Source organism: Oceanimonas sp. AH20CE76 (assembly GCF_039654065.1).
GTDB classification, from domain to species: domain Bacteria; phylum Pseudomonadota; class Gammaproteobacteria; order Enterobacterales; family Aeromonadaceae; genus Oceanimonas; species Oceanimonas smirnovii.
On the sequence record NZ_CP155481.1, the window covers coordinates 2,322,433 to 2,343,138 of the forward strand.

At 57.0% G+C, this 20,706-nt stretch carries 20 protein-coding genes; 2 read left to right on the top strand and 18 right to left on the bottom strand.

The annotated features are described in order from the left end of the window. Window positions 1–2: 2 nt before the first annotated feature. The 13 genes from hscA to queA all read right to left on the bottom strand — a co-directional run bounded on the left by hscA (window position 3) and on the right by queA (window position 12,309). Window positions 3–1,847: a Fe-S protein assembly chaperone HscA gene (gene hscA, locus N2M06_RS11265; RefSeq protein ID WP_346350791.1), complete on the bottom strand. Its 1,845-nt coding sequence runs from the start codon at window positions 1,845–1,847 to the stop codon at window positions 3–5. Between the two features lie 5 nt (window positions 1,848–1,852). Then, entirely contained in the window at window positions 1,853–2,371 is a 519-nt protein-coding gene (gene hscB, locus N2M06_RS11270; RefSeq protein WP_317075203.1) for a co-chaperone HscB, read from the bottom strand. Between the two features lie 10 nt (window positions 2,372–2,381). Then, window positions 2,382–2,705 (bottom strand): iron-sulfur cluster assembly protein IscA, encoded by a 324-nt coding sequence (gene iscA / locus N2M06_RS11275; RefSeq protein WP_019934290.1) that lies wholly within the window; start codon window positions 2,703–2,705, stop codon window positions 2,382–2,384. Between the two features lie 10 nt (window positions 2,706–2,715). Beyond that, on the bottom strand, window positions 2,716–3,102 hold the full coding sequence (iscU, locus tag N2M06_RS11280; protein ID WP_019934291.1) for a Fe-S cluster assembly scaffold IscU: 387 nt from the start codon (window positions 3,100–3,102) through the stop codon (window positions 2,716–2,718). Window positions 3,103–3,133: 31 nt separating this feature from the next. Next, window positions 3,134–4,348: an IscS subfamily cysteine desulfurase gene (locus N2M06_RS11285; protein ID WP_019934292.1), complete on the bottom strand. Its 1,215-nt coding sequence runs from the start codon at window positions 4,346–4,348 to the stop codon at window positions 3,134–3,136. 52 nt (window positions 4,349–4,400) lie between these two features. Continuing rightward, window positions 4,401–4,898 (bottom strand): Fe-S cluster assembly transcriptional regulator IscR, encoded by a 498-nt coding sequence (gene iscR, locus N2M06_RS11290; protein ID WP_026344735.1) that lies wholly within the window; start codon window positions 4,896–4,898, stop codon window positions 4,401–4,403. A gap of 83 nt (window positions 4,899–4,981) precedes the next feature. Then, window positions 4,982–5,710: a tRNA (cytosine(32)/uridine(32)-2'-O)-methyltransferase TrmJ gene (trmJ, locus tag N2M06_RS11295; RefSeq protein ID WP_019934294.1), complete on the bottom strand. Its 729-nt coding sequence runs from the start codon at window positions 5,708–5,710 to the stop codon at window positions 4,982–4,984. 82 nt (window positions 5,711–5,792) lie between these two features. Then, complete coding sequence (gene nlpI, locus N2M06_RS11300) at window positions 5,793–6,668, bottom strand: lipoprotein NlpI (RefSeq protein ID WP_346350792.1); 876 nt, start codon at window positions 6,666–6,668, stop codon at window positions 5,793–5,795. Between the two features lie 144 nt (window positions 6,669–6,812). Then, window positions 6,813–7,757, bottom strand: a complete 945-nt coding sequence (gene secF, locus N2M06_RS11305) for a protein translocase subunit SecF (protein ID WP_346350793.1) — start codon at window positions 7,755–7,757, stop codon at window positions 6,813–6,815. A gap of 12 nt (window positions 7,758–7,769) precedes the next feature. Continuing rightward, window positions 7,770–9,623, bottom strand: coding sequence for a protein translocase subunit SecD (gene secD / locus N2M06_RS11310; RefSeq protein WP_346350794.1), 1,854 nt, complete (start codon window positions 9,621–9,623; stop codon window positions 7,770–7,772). Between the two features lie 24 nt (window positions 9,624–9,647). After that, window positions 9,648–9,977, bottom strand: a complete 330-nt coding sequence (yajC, locus tag N2M06_RS11315) for a preprotein translocase subunit YajC (RefSeq protein ID WP_019934299.1) — start codon at window positions 9,975–9,977, stop codon at window positions 9,648–9,650. Window positions 9,978–10,010: 33 nt separating this feature from the next. Then, entirely contained in the window at window positions 10,011–11,162 is a 1,152-nt protein-coding gene (gene tgt / locus N2M06_RS11320; protein WP_317075201.1) for a tRNA guanosine(34) transglycosylase Tgt, read from the bottom strand. 85 nt (window positions 11,163–11,247) lie between these two features. Next, window positions 11,248–12,309: a tRNA preQ1(34) S-adenosylmethionine ribosyltransferase-isomerase QueA gene (gene queA / locus N2M06_RS11325; RefSeq protein ID WP_346350795.1), complete on the bottom strand. Its 1,062-nt coding sequence runs from the start codon at window positions 12,307–12,309 to the stop codon at window positions 11,248–11,250. 182 nt (window positions 12,310–12,491) lie between these two features. Between queA and N2M06_RS11330 the strand changes: the two genes are divergently transcribed. Beyond that, entirely contained in the window at window positions 12,492–12,998 is a 507-nt protein-coding gene (locus N2M06_RS11330) for a CBS domain-containing protein (RefSeq protein ID WP_346350796.1), read from the top strand. After that, window positions 12,995–13,582 (top strand): ACP phosphodiesterase, encoded by a 588-nt coding sequence (locus N2M06_RS11335; RefSeq protein WP_317075198.1) that lies wholly within the window; start codon window positions 12,995–12,997, stop codon window positions 13,580–13,582. The genes N2M06_RS11330 and N2M06_RS11335 overlap by 4 nt, the downstream gene beginning before the upstream one ends. Here the strand turns inward: N2M06_RS11335 and N2M06_RS11340 are convergent. From N2M06_RS11340 to N2M06_RS11360, 5 genes are all read right to left on the bottom strand, one after another. After that, window positions 13,546–15,369: a phosphotransferase gene (locus tag N2M06_RS11340; protein ID WP_346350797.1), complete on the bottom strand. Its 1,824-nt coding sequence runs from the start codon at window positions 15,367–15,369 to the stop codon at window positions 13,546–13,548. The two genes, N2M06_RS11335 and N2M06_RS11340, sit on opposite strands and share 37 nt — an antisense overlap. Continuing rightward, window positions 15,369–16,601: a 2-oxo acid dehydrogenase subunit E2 gene (locus N2M06_RS11345; RefSeq protein WP_346350798.1), complete on the bottom strand. Its 1,233-nt coding sequence runs from the start codon at window positions 16,599–16,601 to the stop codon at window positions 15,369–15,371. Before N2M06_RS11345 ends, N2M06_RS11340 begins: the two co-directional genes overlap by 1 nt. Window positions 16,602–16,610: 9 nt before the next feature. Beyond that, window positions 16,611–17,588 carry an alpha-ketoacid dehydrogenase subunit beta gene (locus tag N2M06_RS11350; protein WP_346350799.1) on the bottom strand — a complete coding sequence of 326 codons (978 nt, stop codon included), beginning with the start codon at window positions 17,586–17,588 and terminating at the stop codon, window positions 16,611–16,613. After that, window positions 17,585–18,745: a thiamine pyrophosphate-dependent dehydrogenase E1 component subunit alpha gene (locus N2M06_RS11355; protein ID WP_346350800.1), complete on the bottom strand. Its 1,161-nt coding sequence runs from the start codon at window positions 18,743–18,745 to the stop codon at window positions 17,585–17,587. Before N2M06_RS11355 ends, N2M06_RS11350 begins: the two co-directional genes overlap by 4 nt. A 145-nt stretch (window positions 18,746–18,890) precedes the next feature. Continuing rightward, window positions 18,891–20,489, bottom strand: a complete 1,599-nt coding sequence (locus tag N2M06_RS11360; RefSeq protein ID WP_346350801.1) for an isocitrate lyase — start codon at window positions 20,487–20,489, stop codon at window positions 18,891–18,893. Between the last annotated feature and the right edge of the window lie 217 nt (window positions 20,490–20,706).

Below are 20,706 nucleotides of genomic sequence, written 5' to 3' on the forward strand. Positions count from 1 at the left end.
GGTTACACCTTGTCCACTCGTTGACCGGCCAGCGCCTTGCGAATGGACGCATCCATTCGGCGGGCAGCAAAGTCGGCCGTTTGTTTGTCGGTCTGTTCAATGGCCTGCTTGATGGCCTCCGGATCCGTGCCCTGGGCCGCCTGCTGCAGTGACTCCAGCGCGGCGATAATCCCGGCCTGCTCCTGCTCGCTGAGCAGCGCATCGCCATCGGCCTGCAGGGCGCTGATGATGTTTTCCACCACCCGGGCCGCTTCTACCTTCTGCTCCGCCAGCATACGGGCGGCAATGTCTTCCTGGGCATATTCAAAAGAGGCCTTGAGCATGCTGGAAATATCTTCTTCCTTCAGGCCGTATGAAGGTTTGACCTCAATGCTGGCCTGCACCCCGGAAGATTTTTCCATGGCACTGACCGACAGCAGACCGTCGGCATCCACCTGAAAGGTCACGCGAATATGGGCGGCACCGGCGGCCATGGGCGGAATACCGGTAAGCTCAAAGCGAGCCAGCGAGCGGCAGTCGGCCACCAGCTCACGCTCACCCTGCACCACATGAATGGCCATGGCGGTCTGGCCGTCCTTGAAGGTGGTGAATTCCTGAGCCTTGGCCACGGGAATGGTGGTGTTGCGGTGAATCACCTTCTCCACCAGGCCCCCCATGGTTTCCAGCCCCAGCGAGAGCGGAATCACGTCCAGCAGCAGCATGTCGCTGTCGGGCTTGTTGCCAATCAGAATATCCGCCTGAATGCTGGCACCAATCGCCACCACCTTGTCGGGATCGATGCTGGTGAGCGGTTCACGGGCAAAGAAGTCCCCTACCCGCTCCCGCACCAGCGGAACCCGGGTAGAGCCACCGACCATCACCACATTCTGCACCTCGTCCTGACTGACGCCGGCGTCTTTCAGCGCCCGGCGACAGGCCATCAGTGTCTTGTTCACCCAGGGCTGAATAAGACTGTTGAACTGCTCACGGGTCAGCTCCCCCTGCCAGTCCTGCCAGCTGACGGTAATCGTCTCACTGTCGGTGAGTGCCACCTTGGCGGCGTTGGCCACATCCAGCAGATTGCGCTGCTGTGCCGGTGTCAGTCCGGCAATACCCGCCTGCTGCTGAATCCAGTCGGCCAGCGCATGATCGAAGTCATCGCCGCCCAAAGCAGAGTCACCGCCGGTGGCCAGTACTTCAAACACGCCCTTGTGCAGACGCAGAATGGAGATATCAAAGGTACCGCCACCCAGATCAAATACCGCTATGACGCCTTCCTGTCCGGAATCAAGGCCGTAGGCAATGGCGGCGGCGGTAGGTTCGTTCAGCAGGCGCAGCACATTCAGGCCGGCCAGCTGAGCCGCGTCCTTGGTGCCCTGACGCTGAGCATCATCAAAATAGGCCGGCACTGTAATCACAGCACCATTCACCGGATTGCCCAGCACCTGCTCGGCCCGCTCACCAAGGGCCTTGAGAATATCGGCAGACACCTGCACCGGGTTCATCGGTCCCTGAGGGGTATTAAGCTCGATGATGCCGGCACCGGTATCGCAAAAGTCGTAGGGCAGCTTGTGCACCGGCACGTCTGCCAGGGCCTTGCCCAGCAGCCGCTTCACCGAAATAATGGTGTTTTGCGGATCCAGCTCGGCTTCCTGTTTGGCGCTGTAACCAATGCGTTTTTCGTCTGCGGTGTAATGCACCACAGAGGGCAATAACTCCCGGCCTTGATCATCAGCCAGGGTTTCTGCCAGACCACTGCGCACCACGGCCACCAGTGAATTGGTGGTACCCAGATCGATGCCAATGGCCCATTTATGCTCGTGAGGAGCCGCGCTCTGGCCCGGCTCGGATATTTGTAATAATGCCATGAGATTCAGAATTCCTGCTGCGCGTCTTCTACCCGCTCAAGCTCAGCATGCAGCTTGGCCATAAATTTAAGTTTGCGCACCGTGTCGGCGGCCTGCTCCCAGTCTGCGGCGCTCAGCTGTTGCTCAAGCTCACGGAAGTATTCATCGGAAGCCTGCTTCAGCTCCCGCTCAAAGGCCATGATGGCAGCAAATACATCGGTGGCGGCAGGAATCTCTTCCAGCTGCTCGCGCCATTCCATTTGCTGCATCAGAAACATGGGATCTTTCAGGGTTTGCTGCTCGCCGCGAATATCCATGCCCTGCAGCGATAACAGATATTCGGCTCTGCTCAGAGGGTTTTTGAGGGTAGAAAAGGCGTCGTTGATGCGGGCGGCCTGTTGCACCGCCTGCAGGCGCTCCCGCTCGGGGCGGGAGGCGAATTTATCGGGATGGAACTGAGTCTGTAACTGACGATAGGCCTGTGCCAGTACCTCACCGTCAATCCGGAACTGGGCCGGCAGGCCAAACAGCTCAAAATAATTCATGCTGCCTTCCTTAAACGTTAAAACTCTCGCCGCAGCCGCATTCCCCGGTCATGTTCGGGTTGTTGAAGCGAAAGCCTTCGTTCAGGCCTTCTTTAACAAAGTCCAGCTCGGTGCCATCCAGGTAAACCAGGCTCTTGCTGTCGACGATCACCTTGACCTCGCCATGCTCGAACACCTGATCGCCTTCGGACAGCTCATCCACAAACTCCAGCACATAAGCCAGGCCGGAGCAGCCGGAGGTTTTCACCCCCAGGCGCAAGCCAAGGCCCTTGCCTCGGTTGGTAAGAAAGGTCTGCACCCGCCGGGCGGCCGCGTCGGTAATGGTGATCGCCATAATATCTCCGTTACGCCAGGTTCTTTTTCTTTTTGTAGTCGTCGATGGCCGCCTTTATGGCGTCCTCTGCCAGAATAGAGCAGTGGATCTTCACCGGCGGCAGTGCCAGTTCTTCGGCAATATCGGTATTTTTGATGCTGGCTGCTTCATCCAGACTCTTGCCCTTTACCCATTCGGTAATGAGTGAGCTGGAGGCAATGGCAGAGCCACAACCATAGGTCTTGAATTTGGCATCTTCAATAATGCCGTCATCGGTGATTTTCAGCTGCAGCTTCATTACATCGCCGCAGGCAGGCGCACCTACCATGCCAGTAGCAATGCTCGGGTCGTTTTTGTCAAAACCGCCCACGTTACGGGGGTTTTCATAGTGATCAATTACTTTTTCGCTGTAAGCCATGATTCTGCTCCTCTCGCAATCCGTTTACACCTTAATGGTGTGCCCACTCAACTTTATTCAGGTCCACGCCGTCCTTGAACATTTCCCACAACGGAGACATGTCGCGCAGGCGGCCAATGGACTCATTTACCAGACGAATGGCGTAATCAATTTCTTCTTCCGTGGTAAAACGACCAATGCTGAAACGAATGGAGCTGTGCGCCAGTTCATCAGTCAGGCCAAGTGCACGCAGCACATAAGACGGCTCCAGGCTGGCAGAGGTACAGGCCGAGCCGGAAGATACCGCCAGATCTTTCAGCGCCATCATCAGTGACTCGCCTTCCACATAGGCAAAGCTGATGTTGAGAATGCCGGGAACAGACTGTTCCAGATCGCCGTTTACATGTACTTCTTCAATGTCTTTCAGGCCATTGTACAGACGCTGACGCAACGCCAGAATACGCTCGCTTTCAGCCTGCATTTCTTCTTTGGCAATACGAAAGGCCTCACCCATGCCCACAATCTGGTGAGTGGGAAGCGTGCCGGAGCGCATGCCCCGCTCATGACCGCCGCCGTGCATCTGAGCTTCCAGACGTACCCGCGGCTTGCGGCATACATACAGAGCACCAATGCCCTTGGGGCCGTAAATTTTGTGTGCCGACATGGACAGCAGATCAATGTTCATGCTCTGTACGTCCAGCGGAACCTTGCCCACACTCTGGGCCGCATCCACATGGAACATGATTTTGCGGCTGCGGCACAGCTCACCAATGGCTTTCACGTCCTGAATGACACCGGTTTCGTTATTTACGTGCATCAGGCTTACCAGCACGGTGTCATCACGCAGAGCACCTTCAATCTGCTCCAGAGTAAACAGTCCATTGGACTGCGGCTCAAGGTAAGTCACTTCATATCCTTCCCGCTCCAGCTGACGGCAAGGGTCCAGCACGGCTTTGTGCTCGGTTTTTGAGGTGATAATGTGCTTGCCCTTTTTGCCATAGAAGTGGGCAATGCCCTTGATGGCCAGGTTGTCGGACTCGGTGGCACCGGAGGTGAACACAATTTCACGGGGATCAGCGTTGATCAGATCGGCAATCTGATTACGGGCAATGTCTACCGCCTCTTCCGCCTGCCAGCCAAAGCGGTGGGAGCGGGATGCCGGGTTACCAAAGAAGCCGTCCGGTGTCAGGTATTGCATCATTTTTTCAGCAACGCGCGGATCTGCCGGGCAGGTGGCCGCATAATCCAGATAAATGGGCAGTTTCATCATATTCTCCGTTCCAGCGCTGCCCTTTGAAGGCAGTCTTGTCATCGACATTTTAAAGTTGAACTTTCAGGCTCACTTGCTGACCGTCTTTCTCATTCAGGCTCAGCATGCTCAGATGTTTGTCTTGCTCTCCGGATATACGCCGGACCTCATTCTGGCTGACCAGCTCCGCCAGGGAGATGGCATCCAGAAAGTTGCTGATGCGCTCACTCAGGGCACACCACAATGAATGCGTAAGACACTGATTACCACCGTGGCAGTCACCCTTGCCCTGACACTTGGTCGCATCGACCGACTCATCCACAGCGGCAATCACGGCCCCGACAGAGATATCAGCGGGCTCAAGCCCCAGCAAATAACCGCCTCCCGGACCACGGACACTGCTCACCAGCCCTTGTTTGCGCAGGCGGGAAAACAACTGTTCCAGGTAAGACAGAGATATCCCCTGTCGCTCGGAAATATCGGCCAGAGATACCGGTCCGTTATTGGCATGCAGCGCCACATCCAGCATGGCGGTGACAGCATAACGCCCTTTCGATGTCAGTCTCATGAAGTTAAACCGTTTTCGAACATGGCCTCAGATTGTCATACCTGAGTGTTTTAGTCAAGTATATAGCCGAGTGAAATACTGGGTTATTCTGCTTTTCTGTGAGTGCCAAAACGCTGTACGGAAGTCAGTATACCGCGCAAAATATTCAGTTCATGATCCTCTGGCCGGGCCCGGTTAAACAACCGGCGCAGCTTGGTCATCACCTGTCCCGGATGGGGCTTAATAATAAAGCCGGTCTCCAGCAGAGTCTGCTCCAGATGAGCATAAAAGCGCTCCAGGTCATCGGCCAGCGGATAATCGGTGGCTTCCGGCTCATGATGACTGCCCGCCAGCCAGGCCATACGCACTTCATAACTGAGCGTCTGCACGGCCATGGCCAGATTAAGGGAGCTGTAGTCCGGATTGGCAGGAATGGAAACGTGATAATGACATTGCTGCAGCTCCTCGTTGGTCAGGCCGGTACGCTCCCGGCCAAACACCAGCGCTACTTTGTGATTGGGCGCTTCAGTCATGGCTTTTTCCCCCGCCTGACGAGCATCCAGCATGGGCCAGGACCAGGTACGGGAACGGGCACTGGTGCCAATCACCAGACCGCAGTCGGCCACTGCCTCGGCAAGCGTGGGCACAATGCGGGCATTGGCCAGAATATCGCTGGCACCGGCTGCAAGTGCCACCGACTGACCATCGGGAGGAGAAACCGGATCCACCAGGCAGAGATCGCTCAGCCCCATGGTTTTCATGGCCCGGGCGGCGGAGCCGATGTTGCCGGTATGAGACGTGTTTACCAGCACGATGCGTACTTGCTCAAGCATATTGACTTTGTTTCCGTTGCGCTTAAGGCGCAGGATTTTAACACAGTCGTACCGGTGGATCAGGTTTTAATCGTGAGCCGGCTCAGCGTTTCAGTCTTGCCTGCTGACCAATCAAGTCCAGTTCCAGCAACGCATAACGATGTTCGACAAAATCATAAATGTTAGTCGCCAGGGCCAGCTTGAGATATACCTCGGCCTGCTCGGGCTGAGCATTGTGCTGAGCCAGCTTGGCCAGATAGAAATAGGCTTCGCACAGCATTTCCGCCAGCTCCTGATTATCCTGGCTTTGCTCGGAAATACGGCTTAACAGCACCTCGGGAGCCAGCCGGCCCAGATAGACATCCACTATGTCCCAGGCCCATTCATCAGTGCCATATTGATCACGGTGTGCAGCCAGTGTCGTCAACGCATCTTCGGCATCAATCTGGTAACGGGCCAGATGCCACCACAGCAAACGATAAGGATCGGCGGGCTCGTCATCCAGAAACACCCGTAAATCCCGCGCGGCAAGCTCGGGCCGGCCACCATAATACAAGGCAATACCCCGGTTCAGGTTGGCATAGACATAATCCGGTGCCAGCTCCAGTGCCGAGTCGAACGACTCGTAAGCTTCGTCAAATTCCTGATTCTGAGTCAGATAGACGCCGTTAAGATTATAGGCATCAGCAAAATCAGGCTGTTCCCGTAATGCCCGGTTAAAGTCAAGGCGGGCCATAGCACGCAGACCAACCCGGTCAAACACTACACCGCGCTGAAAAAACAGCTCGGCTCGCTGCTCCGGGGTTAATCCCGGGGCATTAAGCATCTGTCCCAGACGGGCAATGCCCAGTTCGCTTTGGTAGGAAACCTGCATCGGCACCGGCAACACCAGAGTGGGTGTGACCACACCGGGTGTACTGCAACCACTTAGCATCAGGCCAAACAGGGCCAGAGCAGCAGGCAAAAATCTGTGTTTCAAGTAGGCTCCGAACTTGTCTTTTTCTATTTCCCCATGTTATGCAGCCACAGCGCGTTTGTCATGCTGCAAATGCAATCAATCGGCATAAAGCGCCGAAAAATAAAAAAGGAGCCCGCAGGCTCCTTGTTTTTCATTAAATCCGGCTTAAGTCAGGGGCTCCTGATCTGCTCCTTCCTTTTCTACCACGGGCGGCAGCATATGCTCCCGGGTTACTCCCAGCAGCATGGACCAGGCACTGGCAATATAAATAGAAGAGTAGGTACCAAAACCAATACCCAACAGCAGTGCTGTGGCAAAACCGTGGATCAGGGCACCGCCCTTGAGGAACAGCGCCACTACCACCACCAGGGTGGTGGCCGAGGTGATCAAGGTCCGGCTCAGGGTATCGGTGATGGCTTCGTCAAATACCCGCTCCGTGGTAGTGTCACGGACCCGGCGAAAGTTTTCCCTTACCCGGTCAAATACCACTATGGTGTCGTTGAGGGAGTAACCTACCACCGTCAGCAATGCCGCAACTATGGTGAGATCCACCTCAATCTGCATCCAGGAGAATACGCCCAGTGTAATGATCACATCGTGCGCCAGTGACAACACGGCACCGGACGCCAGACGCCACTCAAAGCGAATTCCGACATAAATCAGGATACACAGCAGCGCCACCAGAATGGCCAGACCACCCTGCTCTGCCAGCTCTTTACCGATAGACGGCCCTACAAACTCCAGCCGTTTCATTTGCGCATCCGTCGACAGCTGCTGCATGGCAGCCATGACTTCCTCACCCTGCTGTTGCACATTGGCACCGTCTTGAGGTGGCATACGGATCAGCAGGTCACGGCTGGTGCCAAAGTGTTGCACTGTAGCCCCGCCAAGACCGGCACCATCCAGCTGATTGCGCACTTCATCCAGCTCCACTGCCTGCTCAAAGGCCACTTCCACAACGGTGCCGCCGGTAAAGTCCAGCCCCCAGTTCAGGCCCTTGGTGGCCAGGCTGAAAAAGCACAGGGCCATCAGGATCAGTGAGAGTACTGTCGCGCCCTTTGAAAAGCGCATGAAAGGCAATGGCTCTCTGGTCTTGAGGATTTCAAACATCGCTCAAACTCCTCATATCGACAGCTTTTTGAGACGCTTGCCGCCCCAAATCAGGTTAACAACGGCCCGGGTACCGACAATGGCGGTAAACATGGAAGCCAGAATACCGATCATCAGGGTCACGGCAAAGCCCTTGATGGGGCCGGTGCCCACAGCAAACAAAATGATCGCCGTAAGGAAAGTAGTGATGTTGGCATCGGCAATGGTACCAAAGGCTTTTTCATAGCCTATGTGAATAGCCTGCTGCACACTGCGCCCGTCCCTCAGCTCCTCACGGATACGCTCGAAGATCAGCACGTTGGCATCCACCGACATACCTATAGTCAACACTATGCCGGCAATGCCCGGCAGTGTCATGGTGGCACCGGGTACCATGGACATGATGCCGATAATGATCACCAGGTTGGCCAGCAGTGCCACGTTGGCCACCAGACCAAACTTGCGGTAGTAAATAGCCATAAACAGCACCACTGCCAGCAAGCCGTAGATCATGGCCAACAGGCCGTTTTCCACGTTCTGCTTGCCCAGACTCGGGCCTATGGTGCGCTCTTCCACAATCTGAATGGGCGCAATCAGGGCACCGGCACGCAGCAGCAGCGCCAGGTTCTGAGCTTCGGCCATGGAGTCGATGCCGGTAATGCGGAAGCTGCGGCCCAGCCGGGACTGAATGGTGGCCACGTTGATCACTTCCTGCTCTTTGCGCAGGGTCGGCTTGCCTTCTGCGGTCAGCTCGTCACCGGGTTTGTATTCGGTGAATACCGTGGCCATGGCCTTGCCCACATTGTCTTTGGTGAAGTCGGCCATGCGGCTGCCACCGGGGGCATCCAGACTGATGTTTACCTGCGGACGACTGAACTCATCCATGCCGGAATTGGCATCCACAATATGCTCACCGGTGAGGATAACGCGCTTTTGCAGTACCACAGCGCGGCCATTGCGATCACTGAACAGTTCGGAACCGGGCGGCACTCTGCCCGCCGCCGCCGCAGCGGCATCGGCACGCTCATCCACCAGACGAAATTCCAGGGTAGCGGTAGCACCAAGAATTTCCTTGGCGCGGGCCGTGTCCTGAATGCCGGGCAGCTGCACCACAATGCGTTCAGCACCCTGGCGCTGTACCAGCGGCTCGGCCACGCCCAGCTCATTCACCCGGTTACGGATAATGGTGATGTTCTGCTGCAGGGCGTACTCCTTTACTTCCTTAAGCCGCTGCTCACTCATCACCGCAAACAGGCCCACATTGTCACCGTTATCCCGCGTGGTAAACACCAGCTCCGGATATTGCTGGCGCAGATGGCTGATGGCCTTGTCGCGGGTGTCCGCATCACGGAACAGTACCAGGGTGCCGCCGTCCCGGTTCAGCACGCCGGAATAGCGCAGCCGCTCCTGACGCAGCTCGGTACGAAAATCCTGTACCGTCTGCTCCTGCACCCGGCTCAGGGCTTCGTCCATGTCCACTTCCATCAGAAAGTGCACACCACCACGCAGGTCCAGACCCAGTTTCAGCGGGCCGGCCCCAATGGCTTCCAGCCAGGCGGGTGTGGACGGGGCAAGGTTAAGAGCAGTGATATAATCATCACTCAGCGCCTCGGACACTATGTCTTTGCCTCTGAGCTGATCATCGGTATTGGTAAAACGAATGAGTAGCTGATCATTTTCCAGGGCGGCACTTTTCACATCAATGCCGGCCTGAGTCAGACTTTGCTGCGCCTGGACCAGTGTCTCGGAAGAAACCTGAGTGCCACGGCTGCCGGACACCTGAAGCGCCGGATCTTCACCAAACAGGTTGGGTGCTGCATAAAGAAAACTGATGGTGATCACCAGGATCACCATCAAGTATTTCCACAGCGGATATCGATTCAACACGCTGTGCTCCTCGACAGGAAAGAATTAGAGGGACTGAATAGAGCCCTTGGGCAGGACGGCAGTAATGAAGTCCTTCTTGATGGTCACCTGACTTTGCTCGCTCAGGCTCAATACCACGTAGTCGTTGTCGTCGGAGATCTTGGCAATTTTGCCTACCAGACCACCGTTGGTCAGCACTTCGTCTCCCTTGCTCAGAGAAGACATCAGGTTCTTGTGCTCTTTAACCCGCTTGGACTGAGGACGAAAAATCATAAAATAGAAAATCAGGCCAAATACAACCAGCATGATGATCATTTCCATACCGCCACCGGCGGCACCGCCACCCTGGGCGTAAGCACTGGAGATAAAATCCATTCTTGCAGTTTCCTCGTTAATGGTTAAAAACGGTTACTGTTCTTCGCGATGTTCGGCGTTGTTCTGATCCAGAGGCGGCACGGGCTTGCCCTGCCGACAATAGAACTCTGCCACAAAGTCGTCTAATTTACCCTGCTCAATGGCACTCCGTAAACCTTCCATTACCCGTTGATAGTAACGCAGGTTGTGAATGGTGTTTAAACGCGCGCCCAGAATTTCATTGCACTTGTCCAGATGATACAGATAAGCACGGGAGTAATTCTTGCAGGTGTAGCAGTCGCAGTCTGCATCCAGCGGGCCTGTATCTGTCTTGTGTTTGGCGTTACGAATCTTGACCACGCCGTCGGTGGTGAACAGGTGGCCATTGCGGGCGTTGCGGGTAGGCATCACACAATCAAACATGTCCACGCCCCGGCGCACCCCTTCCACCAGATCTTCCGGCTTGCCCACGCCCATCAGGTAGCGGGGCTTGTCTTCAGGAATTTTCGGGCAGGTATGCTCCAGCACCTTGTGCATTTCGTGCTTGGGCTCCCCTACCGCCAGGCCACCCACGGCATAGCCGTCAAAGCCGATTTCAAGCAAGCCGTCCAGAGACTGATCCCGCAGATCTTCGTAAACACTGCCCTGAATAATGCCGAACAGGGCGTTCTTGTTGCCCTGCTTGTCGAAGTGATCCCGGGACCGCTTGGCCCAGCGCAATGACATTTCCATCGACTTTTTGGCTTCTTCCCAGGTGGCCGGATACGGAGTGCATTCGTCCATGATCATGACAATGTCGGAGCCCAGATCATACTGGATCTCCATGGACACTTCCGGCGACAGGAAGATCTTGTCGCCGTTGACCGGGTTGCGGAAATGTACGCCTTCTTCGGTGATCTTGCGAATATCACCCAGGCTGAACACCTGAAAACCGCCGGAATCGGTAAGAATGGGGCCCTGCCAGTTCATAAAATCGTGCAGATCGCCGTGCAGTTTCATCACTTCCTGCCCGGGGCGAATCCACAGGTGAAAAGTATTGCCCAGCAGAATATGAGCACCGGTGGCGGCCACTTCTTCCGGAGTCATGCCCTTGACGGTACCGTAAGTGCCCACCGGCATAAAGGCGGGGGTTTCCACTACGCCCCGGTCAAAAATCAGCCGGCCGCGGCGGGCACGTCCGTCTGTGGTATCCAGTTCAAATTTCATTGTTACCTCACTGGCCGGAGAAACAGTCCGACCTTGATATTGGGGATTGGGGACTAGGGAGCAGGGAATGGGGAATGGCAACTCCCTAATCCCTATTCCCCATTCCCTGTTGCCGAGTAATAAACATGGCGTCGCCGTAACTGAAGAAACGGTAACGCTCGGCCACCGCCTGGCGGTAGGCTTCCATGATATGATCCTGGCCGGCAAAGGCGCTGACCAGCATGATCAGGGTCGATTCCGGCAGGTGAAAATTGGTGACCATGGCATCCACCAGCTGAAAGCGATAGCCGGGGTAAATAAAAATATCGGTGTCGCCATAAAAAGGTGCCAGCGGCTCGCCTTTGGCCAGGCTGGCCTGAGCGGCGCTTTCCAGCGAGCGCACCGAGGTGGTGCCCACGGCAATCACACGGCCGCCCCGGGCTCGGGTTGCGTCAATCTGTGCCACCACCTCGGCAGGCACTTCGATATATTCCGCATGCATTTTATGATCGAGCACATTGTCGACCCGCACCGGCTGAAAGGTGCCGGCCCCCACATGCAGGGTAATAAAGGCAAGCTCCGCGCCCTTGGCGCGAATGGCACTCAGCAGCGGCTCATCAAAATGCAGGCCGGCAGTGGGTGCCGCCACGGCACCGGGCTTTTCATTATAAACGGTCTGGTAGCGCTCTTTATCGGCGTCGGTATCAGGCCGGTCGATATAGGGCGGCAGCGGCATATGGCCCACCGCTTCAAGGATCTCCAGCACAGTGCGCTCATCGTCAAATTCAATTTCAAACAAGGCATCGTGGCGCGCTACCATGGTGGCGTTGACATCGGGCTCCAGAATCAGTCCGGTGCCGGGTTTGGGGGCCTTGGACGAACGCACATGAGCCAGCACTCGCTTGTCATCCAGCATGCGCTCCACCAGCACTTCCAGCTTGCCGCCGCTGGCCTTGCGGCCGAACATTCGGGCCGGAATCACTCTGGTGTTGTTGAACACCAGCAGATCACCAAGGTGGATCAAGTCCAGAATGTCGCCAAAACGGCCATGGGTCAGGTTCCCGCTGTTACCGTCCAGCTGCAGCAAACGGCTGCCGGTGCGCTCGGCCATGGGGTGGCGAGCAATCAGTTCATCGGGAAGCTCAAAGGAAAAATCGTGGACCTGCATAACTACCTCTGTGTCGGACGAGCGCTAGTCTAGTGAGCGCACCTGATGGGATCAAGGCAATTCGACGTTGAAATAATCGCCGGCCGTCCTCACCACCGACAATCTTTGCCTTTGCCGTGATCCCGGTCAGGTTACTCGCCCATCTTGTTGAGCTATCTTGATACTAAAAGAGGAGAGCCACTATGCCCGCTATTGTTTCCGAGATAATGTCATCCCGCGTTCTGGGGTTGCCTCCTTCCGCCAGCCTGGCCGAAGCCCGCACCCTGATGCAACGCCACCATATTCGTCATTTGCCGGTGATAGAAAACGACAAGCTGATAGGCCTGATCAGCCAGCGGGATATTCTGGCGGCTCAGGAGTCCAGCCTGGAGCAGGGCCTTAACGGTGAGTTTCTGCAACAACATCAGCTGTCGGAAATCATGGTCACCGGCGTCACCACCGTCAGCCCCCATGCCGGCGTGCGCGAAGCGGCACTGTATCTGCAAAAGCACAAATACGGCTGCCTGCCGGTAGTTAACAAAGGCAAACTGGTAGGCATAGTGACCGACAGCGATTTTATCGGCGTGGCTATTCATCTGCTGGAAGTGCTGGATAACCAGCTGAACGAGCAGGACGACGAGCCGGATCTCGACGACTGGCAGGCAGAAGCCGACAGCACCGGCTACCGGGATGACTCCCCCAACGGATGAATTACCTGGCGCACCTGCATCTGGCGGAACTCAGCAATACCAGCCTGGCCGGTGCCCTGCTGGGGGAATATGCCAGGGGCGCAATAGACGCTTCTCTGCCTGCTCCGCTGCAAACCGGCATTGTGCTGCACAGGCGCATCGACAGCTTTACCGACGCGCACCCGCTCCATGCCGGGCAAGTGCGCGCCCTGCCGCCGCCGTTTCGCCGCTTTGGCGGTATTATTACCGACATGATGTTTGATCACTTTCTGGCCCGGCACTGGCAGCGTTTTCATTCTCTGCCCCTTGAAGGCTTTGTGCAGCAGGCTCATGCTCAGCTTGAGCCCGACCGGCACTGGCCCCATTCCATGGTATTACTGGTGGCGCGCATGAAACAAAATAACCTGCTGCTGTATTACCGGGAGTTTGACGGCATCATTACCGCCCTTGGCCGGATTGATCAGCGCTTTAAACGCCCTACGCCCCTGCCCCGCTGCCGGCCCGTGCTGGAGCAGCACTACACCGGTTTTGAACAGGCTTTTCTCGATTTTTATCCCCAACTACAGCATTACGTTCTGCGCCAGGTGCGAGGGTTGGCCGGATAAAAGCAGTCGGGCTGCACCGGCTGATGCGTAAAGTGACGGGTATTTTTAAAAGGCAGCTTCATAAAGCCCCCCACGCCCACATCGGTGATCAAAGGAATATGCTGCACAATCTGCGCCAGCAGGCCGGCAAATTCCGCCTCTGCCCTGGCGTCGAGCAGACGATAATAACTGTGCAGCTTAAGGTGCTCGGCGGTCACCTCAAAAATAATGCAGCCACTGTGATGAAGCTGGTTCAGCCTGGCAATCACCGCCATGATCTCGGCGGGCAGCATCAGTTGCTCGTCCGGATCCCGGCCATCCTCAAAATAAGAATGCGGCTGGCGGTCGGCACCGGTATCGGGTCTGTCTGCCAGCCGGTAGGGAATCTGCATCTCTGGCGGCGGCACAAAAGGCTGTTCCGGCCCGTTTCGGCTCAGATGCAAGGTATTACGGGCATTAAATAAACAGGCCTTGAACACACCGGTTTTGCTGATGGCCCGCGCCAGGGTCACCACATTATTGACCGCCACCACAAAGGCCGGCTGCAGCGACTCGTCATATAAATTCAGGCTGGAGTCGATATTCAGGCCTCGCTCATGCCAGTGAATGGCCAGCCCCCCCATCACCGGATAACGCCCCAGCCGGCTGACCGCGGCCACAAAGGCTTTTTCGGTTTCGCCCATGCCTTCCAGATATTGCTTGTAGTAGCGCTCCAGCTGGGCATCTGCTACCTGCTGTATATCTTCCTGCTCACTGTGCTCCCGCAGAAACGACTTGCGCGAAGAATACACCACGGTTTCTATCTCCCGCCCGCCCCTGCTGAGCCACACCGGCAGCTGAGGCTCATCGTCAAACAGCGGCAGCTCGGGCAGCACCAGCCGTTTTAACCGGGGCATGGCCGCCAGCCAGTAATCCCCGGCCCGGCGGCTGAGTTCAGCGTCGTCCGACAGCATGGCATCCAGCAGCAAAGCAAACTCTTTGGGCAAGCCCAGACTGGTGGCAGGCATGGCCTTGCGGCCAAAACGACAGGCCTGCCCCGAGGCCAGCGCATACAGGGTGCCGGCTACCCCCTGCTCGTCAAAACGAGGACTGGACAGCGCGCCCGCCAGTTGCTCGGGGCCGATAAAATACACATCCCCCATGCGGGCATTGGACTGCTGCAAATCTCCCGACAGCAGCGCCAGCCCCTGAGCGCCGGCCCAGTTACCGTCGGCGTCCAGTTGCGCAAACACCGAAGAGCCCCAGTCCACCAGACTGATGCGGCCCGTATTTGAGTCATACATAATATTGGAGGGTTTGATATCGCCGTGCACCACGGGTGCCGGCTCGCCATGATTGCGGTGGTTGCGTAATACCAGCAGCACCTCTGCCAGCTGAGCGGCAATGTCGATCACTTCCCGCGCCGGCAGCCGGCCACGGCGCAGACTGTAGTGATCCAGATCTTCACCGGCAGCCCGGCTCATCAGCAAAATGCCCTGACGGCCGCGCAGGGCATAGGCAATATAATCCGGAATTAACCGGTGCTGCACACAAGACAGCATATAGGCCTCGTCTGCCAGCCGCTCCCGCACCGCCTCGGGCAGATCAATGCGGGAGAACTTGAACGCCACCTGCTCATCCTGTGCGCCGGTGCCGGCAAAGGTGAACCCATAAACGCCCTTGCCCGCCAGACTGATATTGCGATAACCCAGCTTTTCCAGCTCGGCAACGCACAGGGCAATCCAGTCTTTCAGCTTTTGGGCATCATTGGCACTGAGCAGATAAACCGACTGCTCTTCGGGAATATAAAAGTTGCCCAGGGCATCCATCAGTGCAGCCGTGCCAGCATACGCCCGGGGTGTTCAAGATACTCCTGCCAGCAGCGGTTAAAGCGAGCCATGGTGGCCCCGTCTATGACCCTGTGATCCGCCGACCAGCATACCGTCATGATATGAGTGGCCACTACCCTGCCCTGCTCGTCAAAGCGGGGCAGGCGCTGCAGCCTGCCCATGGCGGCAATGGCCAGCTGGGGCGGATTAACGATGGGGGTAGACACGGTGCCGCCCAGAATACCGATATTGGACAGACTGATGGTGGCTCCCGTAAGCTCGGCCTGAGTCAGGCGTCCATGGCGCGCCGCGTCCGACAAACGGCTCAGCTCCCGGGCAATGGTCAGCAGTGATTTATCTTCACAGTGATGCAGCACCGGCACCAGCAGGCCCGCCGGCGTATCCACCGCCACACCCACATGATGGCCGTCTTCATACACCAGGCTCTTGCCGTCTTCATCGAGCCGGGCACCCAGCAGCGGATAGTCCGACAGCGCCAGCGACAGCGCCTTGATAAAAAACGGCAGCAGCGTCAGTTTCACTGCTTGCTGCTCAAATTCCGGTGCCAGCTGCTGCTTAAGCGCCAGCAGCTCATTCAGGCAAAACTCATCACAGAAGGTAAAACGAGGAATACTGAGGCTTGCAGTCATGTGCCGGGCCATGGCAGCACGTACGCCGGTAATGGGCTCGCGCCAGCCGGAGTCGCTGTGCATGTGCCGGTGCTTACTGCCCTGCAGCCAGGCTTCCACATCTTCCTTATACACCCGGCCCTTGTCGCCGGAGCCCGGCACCTCGGCAAGGTCGATATTGTACTCCCGGGCCAGCCGGCGCACCGCGGGGCTGGCCACTGCTCGGCTGCCGGCAGATTCGGATGTCGATGGCAGCTCCGGCTGGCTTTCGGTGTCAGAGCTGACGCCAGAGTCAGAGCTGGAGTCCGAGCTGGAGCCTGAGTCAATATCACTCTCGTGCTCAGGCCCGGCATCCCTCTCCTCAACGGCCAGCTCCATTTCAAACAGCGGCGCATGCACTTTGGCCATCTCTCCCTTTTTTACATGCAGCCGGCTGATGATGCCCCCATGCACCGCCGGTATCTGCACCAGCGCCTTGTCGGTCATCACATCACAGATGGCCTGATCCTCTTCCACCCGGTCGCCTTCGGCCACCAGCCACTCCACCAGCTCGCACTCCACTATGCCTTCGCCGATATCCGGCAGAAAAAAGTCCTGCTTCATACCGTTCTCCTAAAAATGAATGGTGGCGTGAATGGCCTGCCCTATCTTGTGCTCATCAGGCATATAATGCTTTTCCAGCGCCAGTGGAAAAGGGGTGTCGGGGCCGCATACCCGGGCGACGGGACTTTCCAGATATAAAAAACAACGCTCCTGCACGGTAGCGGCAATTTCGGCACCCACCCCACCGGTCAGCGGTGCCTCATGGCTTATCAGCAGCCGGCCGGTTTTCAGCACGGAATTGACCACGGTTTCTTCATCCCAGGGCAGCAGGCTCTGCAGATCAATCACCTCGCAGGAGATGCCCTCTTTTTCCGCCATGTCCGCCGCTTTCAGCAGATATTCCAGCTGCGCCCCCCAGCCCAGCAGGGTAATATCGCGCCCTTTTCGCACTATCTCGGCCCGGTCCAGCGGCAACTGATAATAGCCTTCATCCACCTCGGCCACCGCCGCCCGGTACAGCCGTTTAGGCTCGAAAAAGATCACCGGATCCGGACAATCAATGGCGGCCAGCAGCAAGCCCTTGGCCTGCACCGGGCCTCTGGGGATCACCACTCTCAGGCCGGGCGTATGCACAAAATAGGCTTCCGGCGACTGACTGTGATAGTGCCCGCCGGCAATGCCGCCGCCATAAGGAGCCCGCACCACCAGGCCGCCCACATTAAACTCGTTACCGGAGCGGTAACGAAACTTGGCGGTCTCATTCACCAGCTGATCAAAGGCGGGAAAAATATAATCGGCAAACTGAATTTCTGCCACCGGCTTCAGCCCTTTGGCCGCCAGGCCATTGGCAAAGCCGGCAATGCCCTGCTCGGTAAGGGGAGTATTAAAGCAGCGCGCCTCGCCAAACTTGTCCTGCAGGCCGCTGGTGGCCCGGAACACACCGCCGAAGTGACCCACGTCTTCACCAAAGCAGAGCACACCGTCATCCCGCTCCATGGCCAGATGCAGCGCCTGATTCACCGCCTGCAACAGGTTCATTTGTTTCATTGTGCTCCTCCCCGCTTGTTGGCGCTGGCTTTAAGCTGCTTCAGCTGCCGCTGCAAGTGAGCCGGCGGCTCGGCATACACATCCTCAATCAGGCTGTCCAGCGGCGGTTTGGGCACCTGCTCCGCCTGCTTCATCGCCTCCAGAATGTGCCGGCGCAGCGCATCCTGCTGGCGGCGATCCTCGTCTTCGCTGAGCCAGCCCTGATGCTGCAGCCAGCGCCGGTAACGGCCGATGGGATCCCGCTTGCGCCAGCGCTCTTCTTCGGCTTTGGAGCGATAGCCGCTGGGGTCATCGGAAGAAGAGTGTGCTCCCAGCCGGTAGGACATGGCTTCAATCAACACCGGCTGCGGCTCCTTCAGCATCAGTTGCCGGGCCTGCAGCGTGGCCTCATACACCGCCAGGGCATCGGCTCCGTCCACCCGCAGGGTGCGAATGCCATAGCCCACCGCCCGGCTGGCAATGCCGTCTCCCACAAACTGCTCGCTGGCCGGCGTGGAAATGGCATAACCATTATTGCGGCAAAAGAAAATCACCGGGGTTTTCAGCACCGCCGCCATGTTCACCCCCGCATGAAAGTCTCCTTCCGAGGCGGCCCCTTCGCCGAAATAGCAGAGCGTAACCGCCTCCTCACCGGCCAGCCGCTGGCCATAGGCAAAGCCGGTGGCCTGAGGAATTTGCGTGGCCAGCGGGGAAGAAATGGTCATAACGTTAAGCTCACGGCTGCCGTAATGCACCGGCATCTGCCGGCCCTTGCCCAAATCCCGCTCGTTGGAAAACAGCTGATTCATAAATTGCTCAAGGGTAAAACCCCGGTGCAGCAAGGCCCCCTGCTCCCGGTATTGCGCCATTATCATGTCTTGCGGGGCCAGCGCCGCCGCACTGGCCACCGCCTGGGCCTCTTCTCCCAGACTCTGCAGATAAAAACTGATGCGCCCCTGACGCTGAGCCGCCAGCATGCGTTCATCCAGCAGCCGGGTGGCCACCATGCTGTGATACATGGCCAGTGCCTGCTTTTGGCCGATATTCGGCGCAGTGGCGTCGGCATAAAGCTGGCCGTCGTCTTTCAGCAGCCGAAAGGTGGGAATGGTCAGGCCGTGGCCGTCCACAAACCGGACCCGGTGCACCAAACTAATGGTGGCGTTATTGGGATTGGTCATGCCGTCCTCGCAGTCCAGACTGGAACCTCGAGGCTAATTCTAGTAGAGCGGGCCAAATTGAGCCCAAACGAAAAAAGGCAGCCCTCACAGGGCTGCCAAAAACGAGATGGAATATGCGATGTTATTGTTGTGCGTATTACCCGGCTCAGATGTTTTCGAACTGACCCATGGTGTTGTCTTTACCACCAGCCTTGAGGGCGGCTTCACCGGCGAAGAACTCTTTATGGTCGTCACCAATGTTGGAGCCGGCCATGTCCTGGTGCTTAACAGTAGCAATGCCCTGACGGATTTCCTGACGCTGAACACCTGCCACATAGGCCAGCATGCCTTCGTCACCAAAGTAGCCCTTGGCCAGATTGTCGGTAGACAGGGCCGCAGTGTGGTAAGTGGGCAGCGTGATCAGGTGGTGGAAGATACCGGCTTCACGGGCTGCGTCGCGCTGGAAGTTGGCGGTCCACTCATCGGCCAGCTGAGCCAGCTCGGTGCTGTCGTAATCGGCGCTCATCAGGCGGTCGCGGTCATAGGCGGATACATCCTTACCTTCTTCGGCCCAGGCATCGAACACTTGCTGACGGAAGTTCAGAGTCCAGTTGAACGACGGGCTGTTGTTGTACACCAGCTTGGCATCGGGCACCACGGCGCGAATACGGTCAACCATGCCTTTGATCTGGCCGATATGCGGTTTCTCGGTTTCAATCCACAGCAGGTCGGCACCGTTTTGCAGGCTGGCAATACAGTCCATTACCACACGGTCTTCACCGGATCCTTCCTTGAACTGGAACAGACCGGAAGCCAGACGCTTGGGACGAATCAGTTTGCCGTTTTGCTTGATAACCACATCGCCGTTGGCAATGTCGTCGGCACTTTGAATTTCGTCACCGTCAATAAAGCTGTTGTACTGGTCACCCAGATCACCCGGCTCATTGGTCACGGCAATTTGCTTAGTCAGGCCGGCACCCAGAGAATCGGTACGGGCAACAATTACACCATCGTCCACACCCAGCTCCAGGAAGGCCAGACGCACGGCGTTAATCTTGGCCAGGAAGTCGGCGTGCGGCACGGTCACCTTGCCGTCCTGGTGGCCACACTGCTTCTCGTCGGATACCTGGTTTTCCAGCTGAATACAGCAGGCACCGGCTTCAATCATCTTCTTGGCCAGCAGGTAGGTGGCTTCCGCATTACCAAAACCGGCGTCAATGTCGGCAACAATCGGCACTATGTGGGTTTCATGGTTATCGATTTGGGCGGTGATCTCTTTTGCTTTAGCAGTATCACCGGCTTTCTGGGCCTCTTCCAGCGCACGGAACAGATGGTTCAGTTCCCAGGAATCAGCCTGGCGCAGAAAGGTGTACAGCTCTTCAATCAGGGCCGGCACAGAGGTTTTCTCGTGCATGGACTGATCCGGCAGCGGACCGAACTCGGAACGCAGGGCGGCCACCATCCAGCCAGACAGGTAGAGGTAGCGGCGCTTGGTGCTGCCAAAGTGCTTCTTGATGGAAATCAGCTTTTGTTGGCCGATAAAACCGTGCCAGCAGCCCAGAGACTGGGTGTATTGCGCCGGATCATTGTCATAGGCAGCCATGTCTTCACGCATGATTTTGGCGGTGTATTTGGCAATGTCCAGACCGGTCTTGAATTGATTCTGCACGCGCATGCGGGCGGCATGTTCAGGTTTAATGGCACTCCAGCTCGGGTTTTGCTTGATAAGAGTGGCCAGGGTATCTATCTCGTTTGCGTATGGCATGGTTCCAGTCCTTTCTTGTTTGAAGTTGTTGTCCATCTCTGTCATACCAGCCTGTTCACCGCCGCTTGGCTGATCTGTCAGTTCACATAGTTATTTTTATAGAGCGCCTGGTAGCGCGTTTCCGTTTGTCTGGCTTGTTACAGCAAAAACTTTACCGAACAGTGCCGTTTCTTGTTGTGTTGCGGTGTGGTTATTAAGTTGCGCAAAAAATCAGATT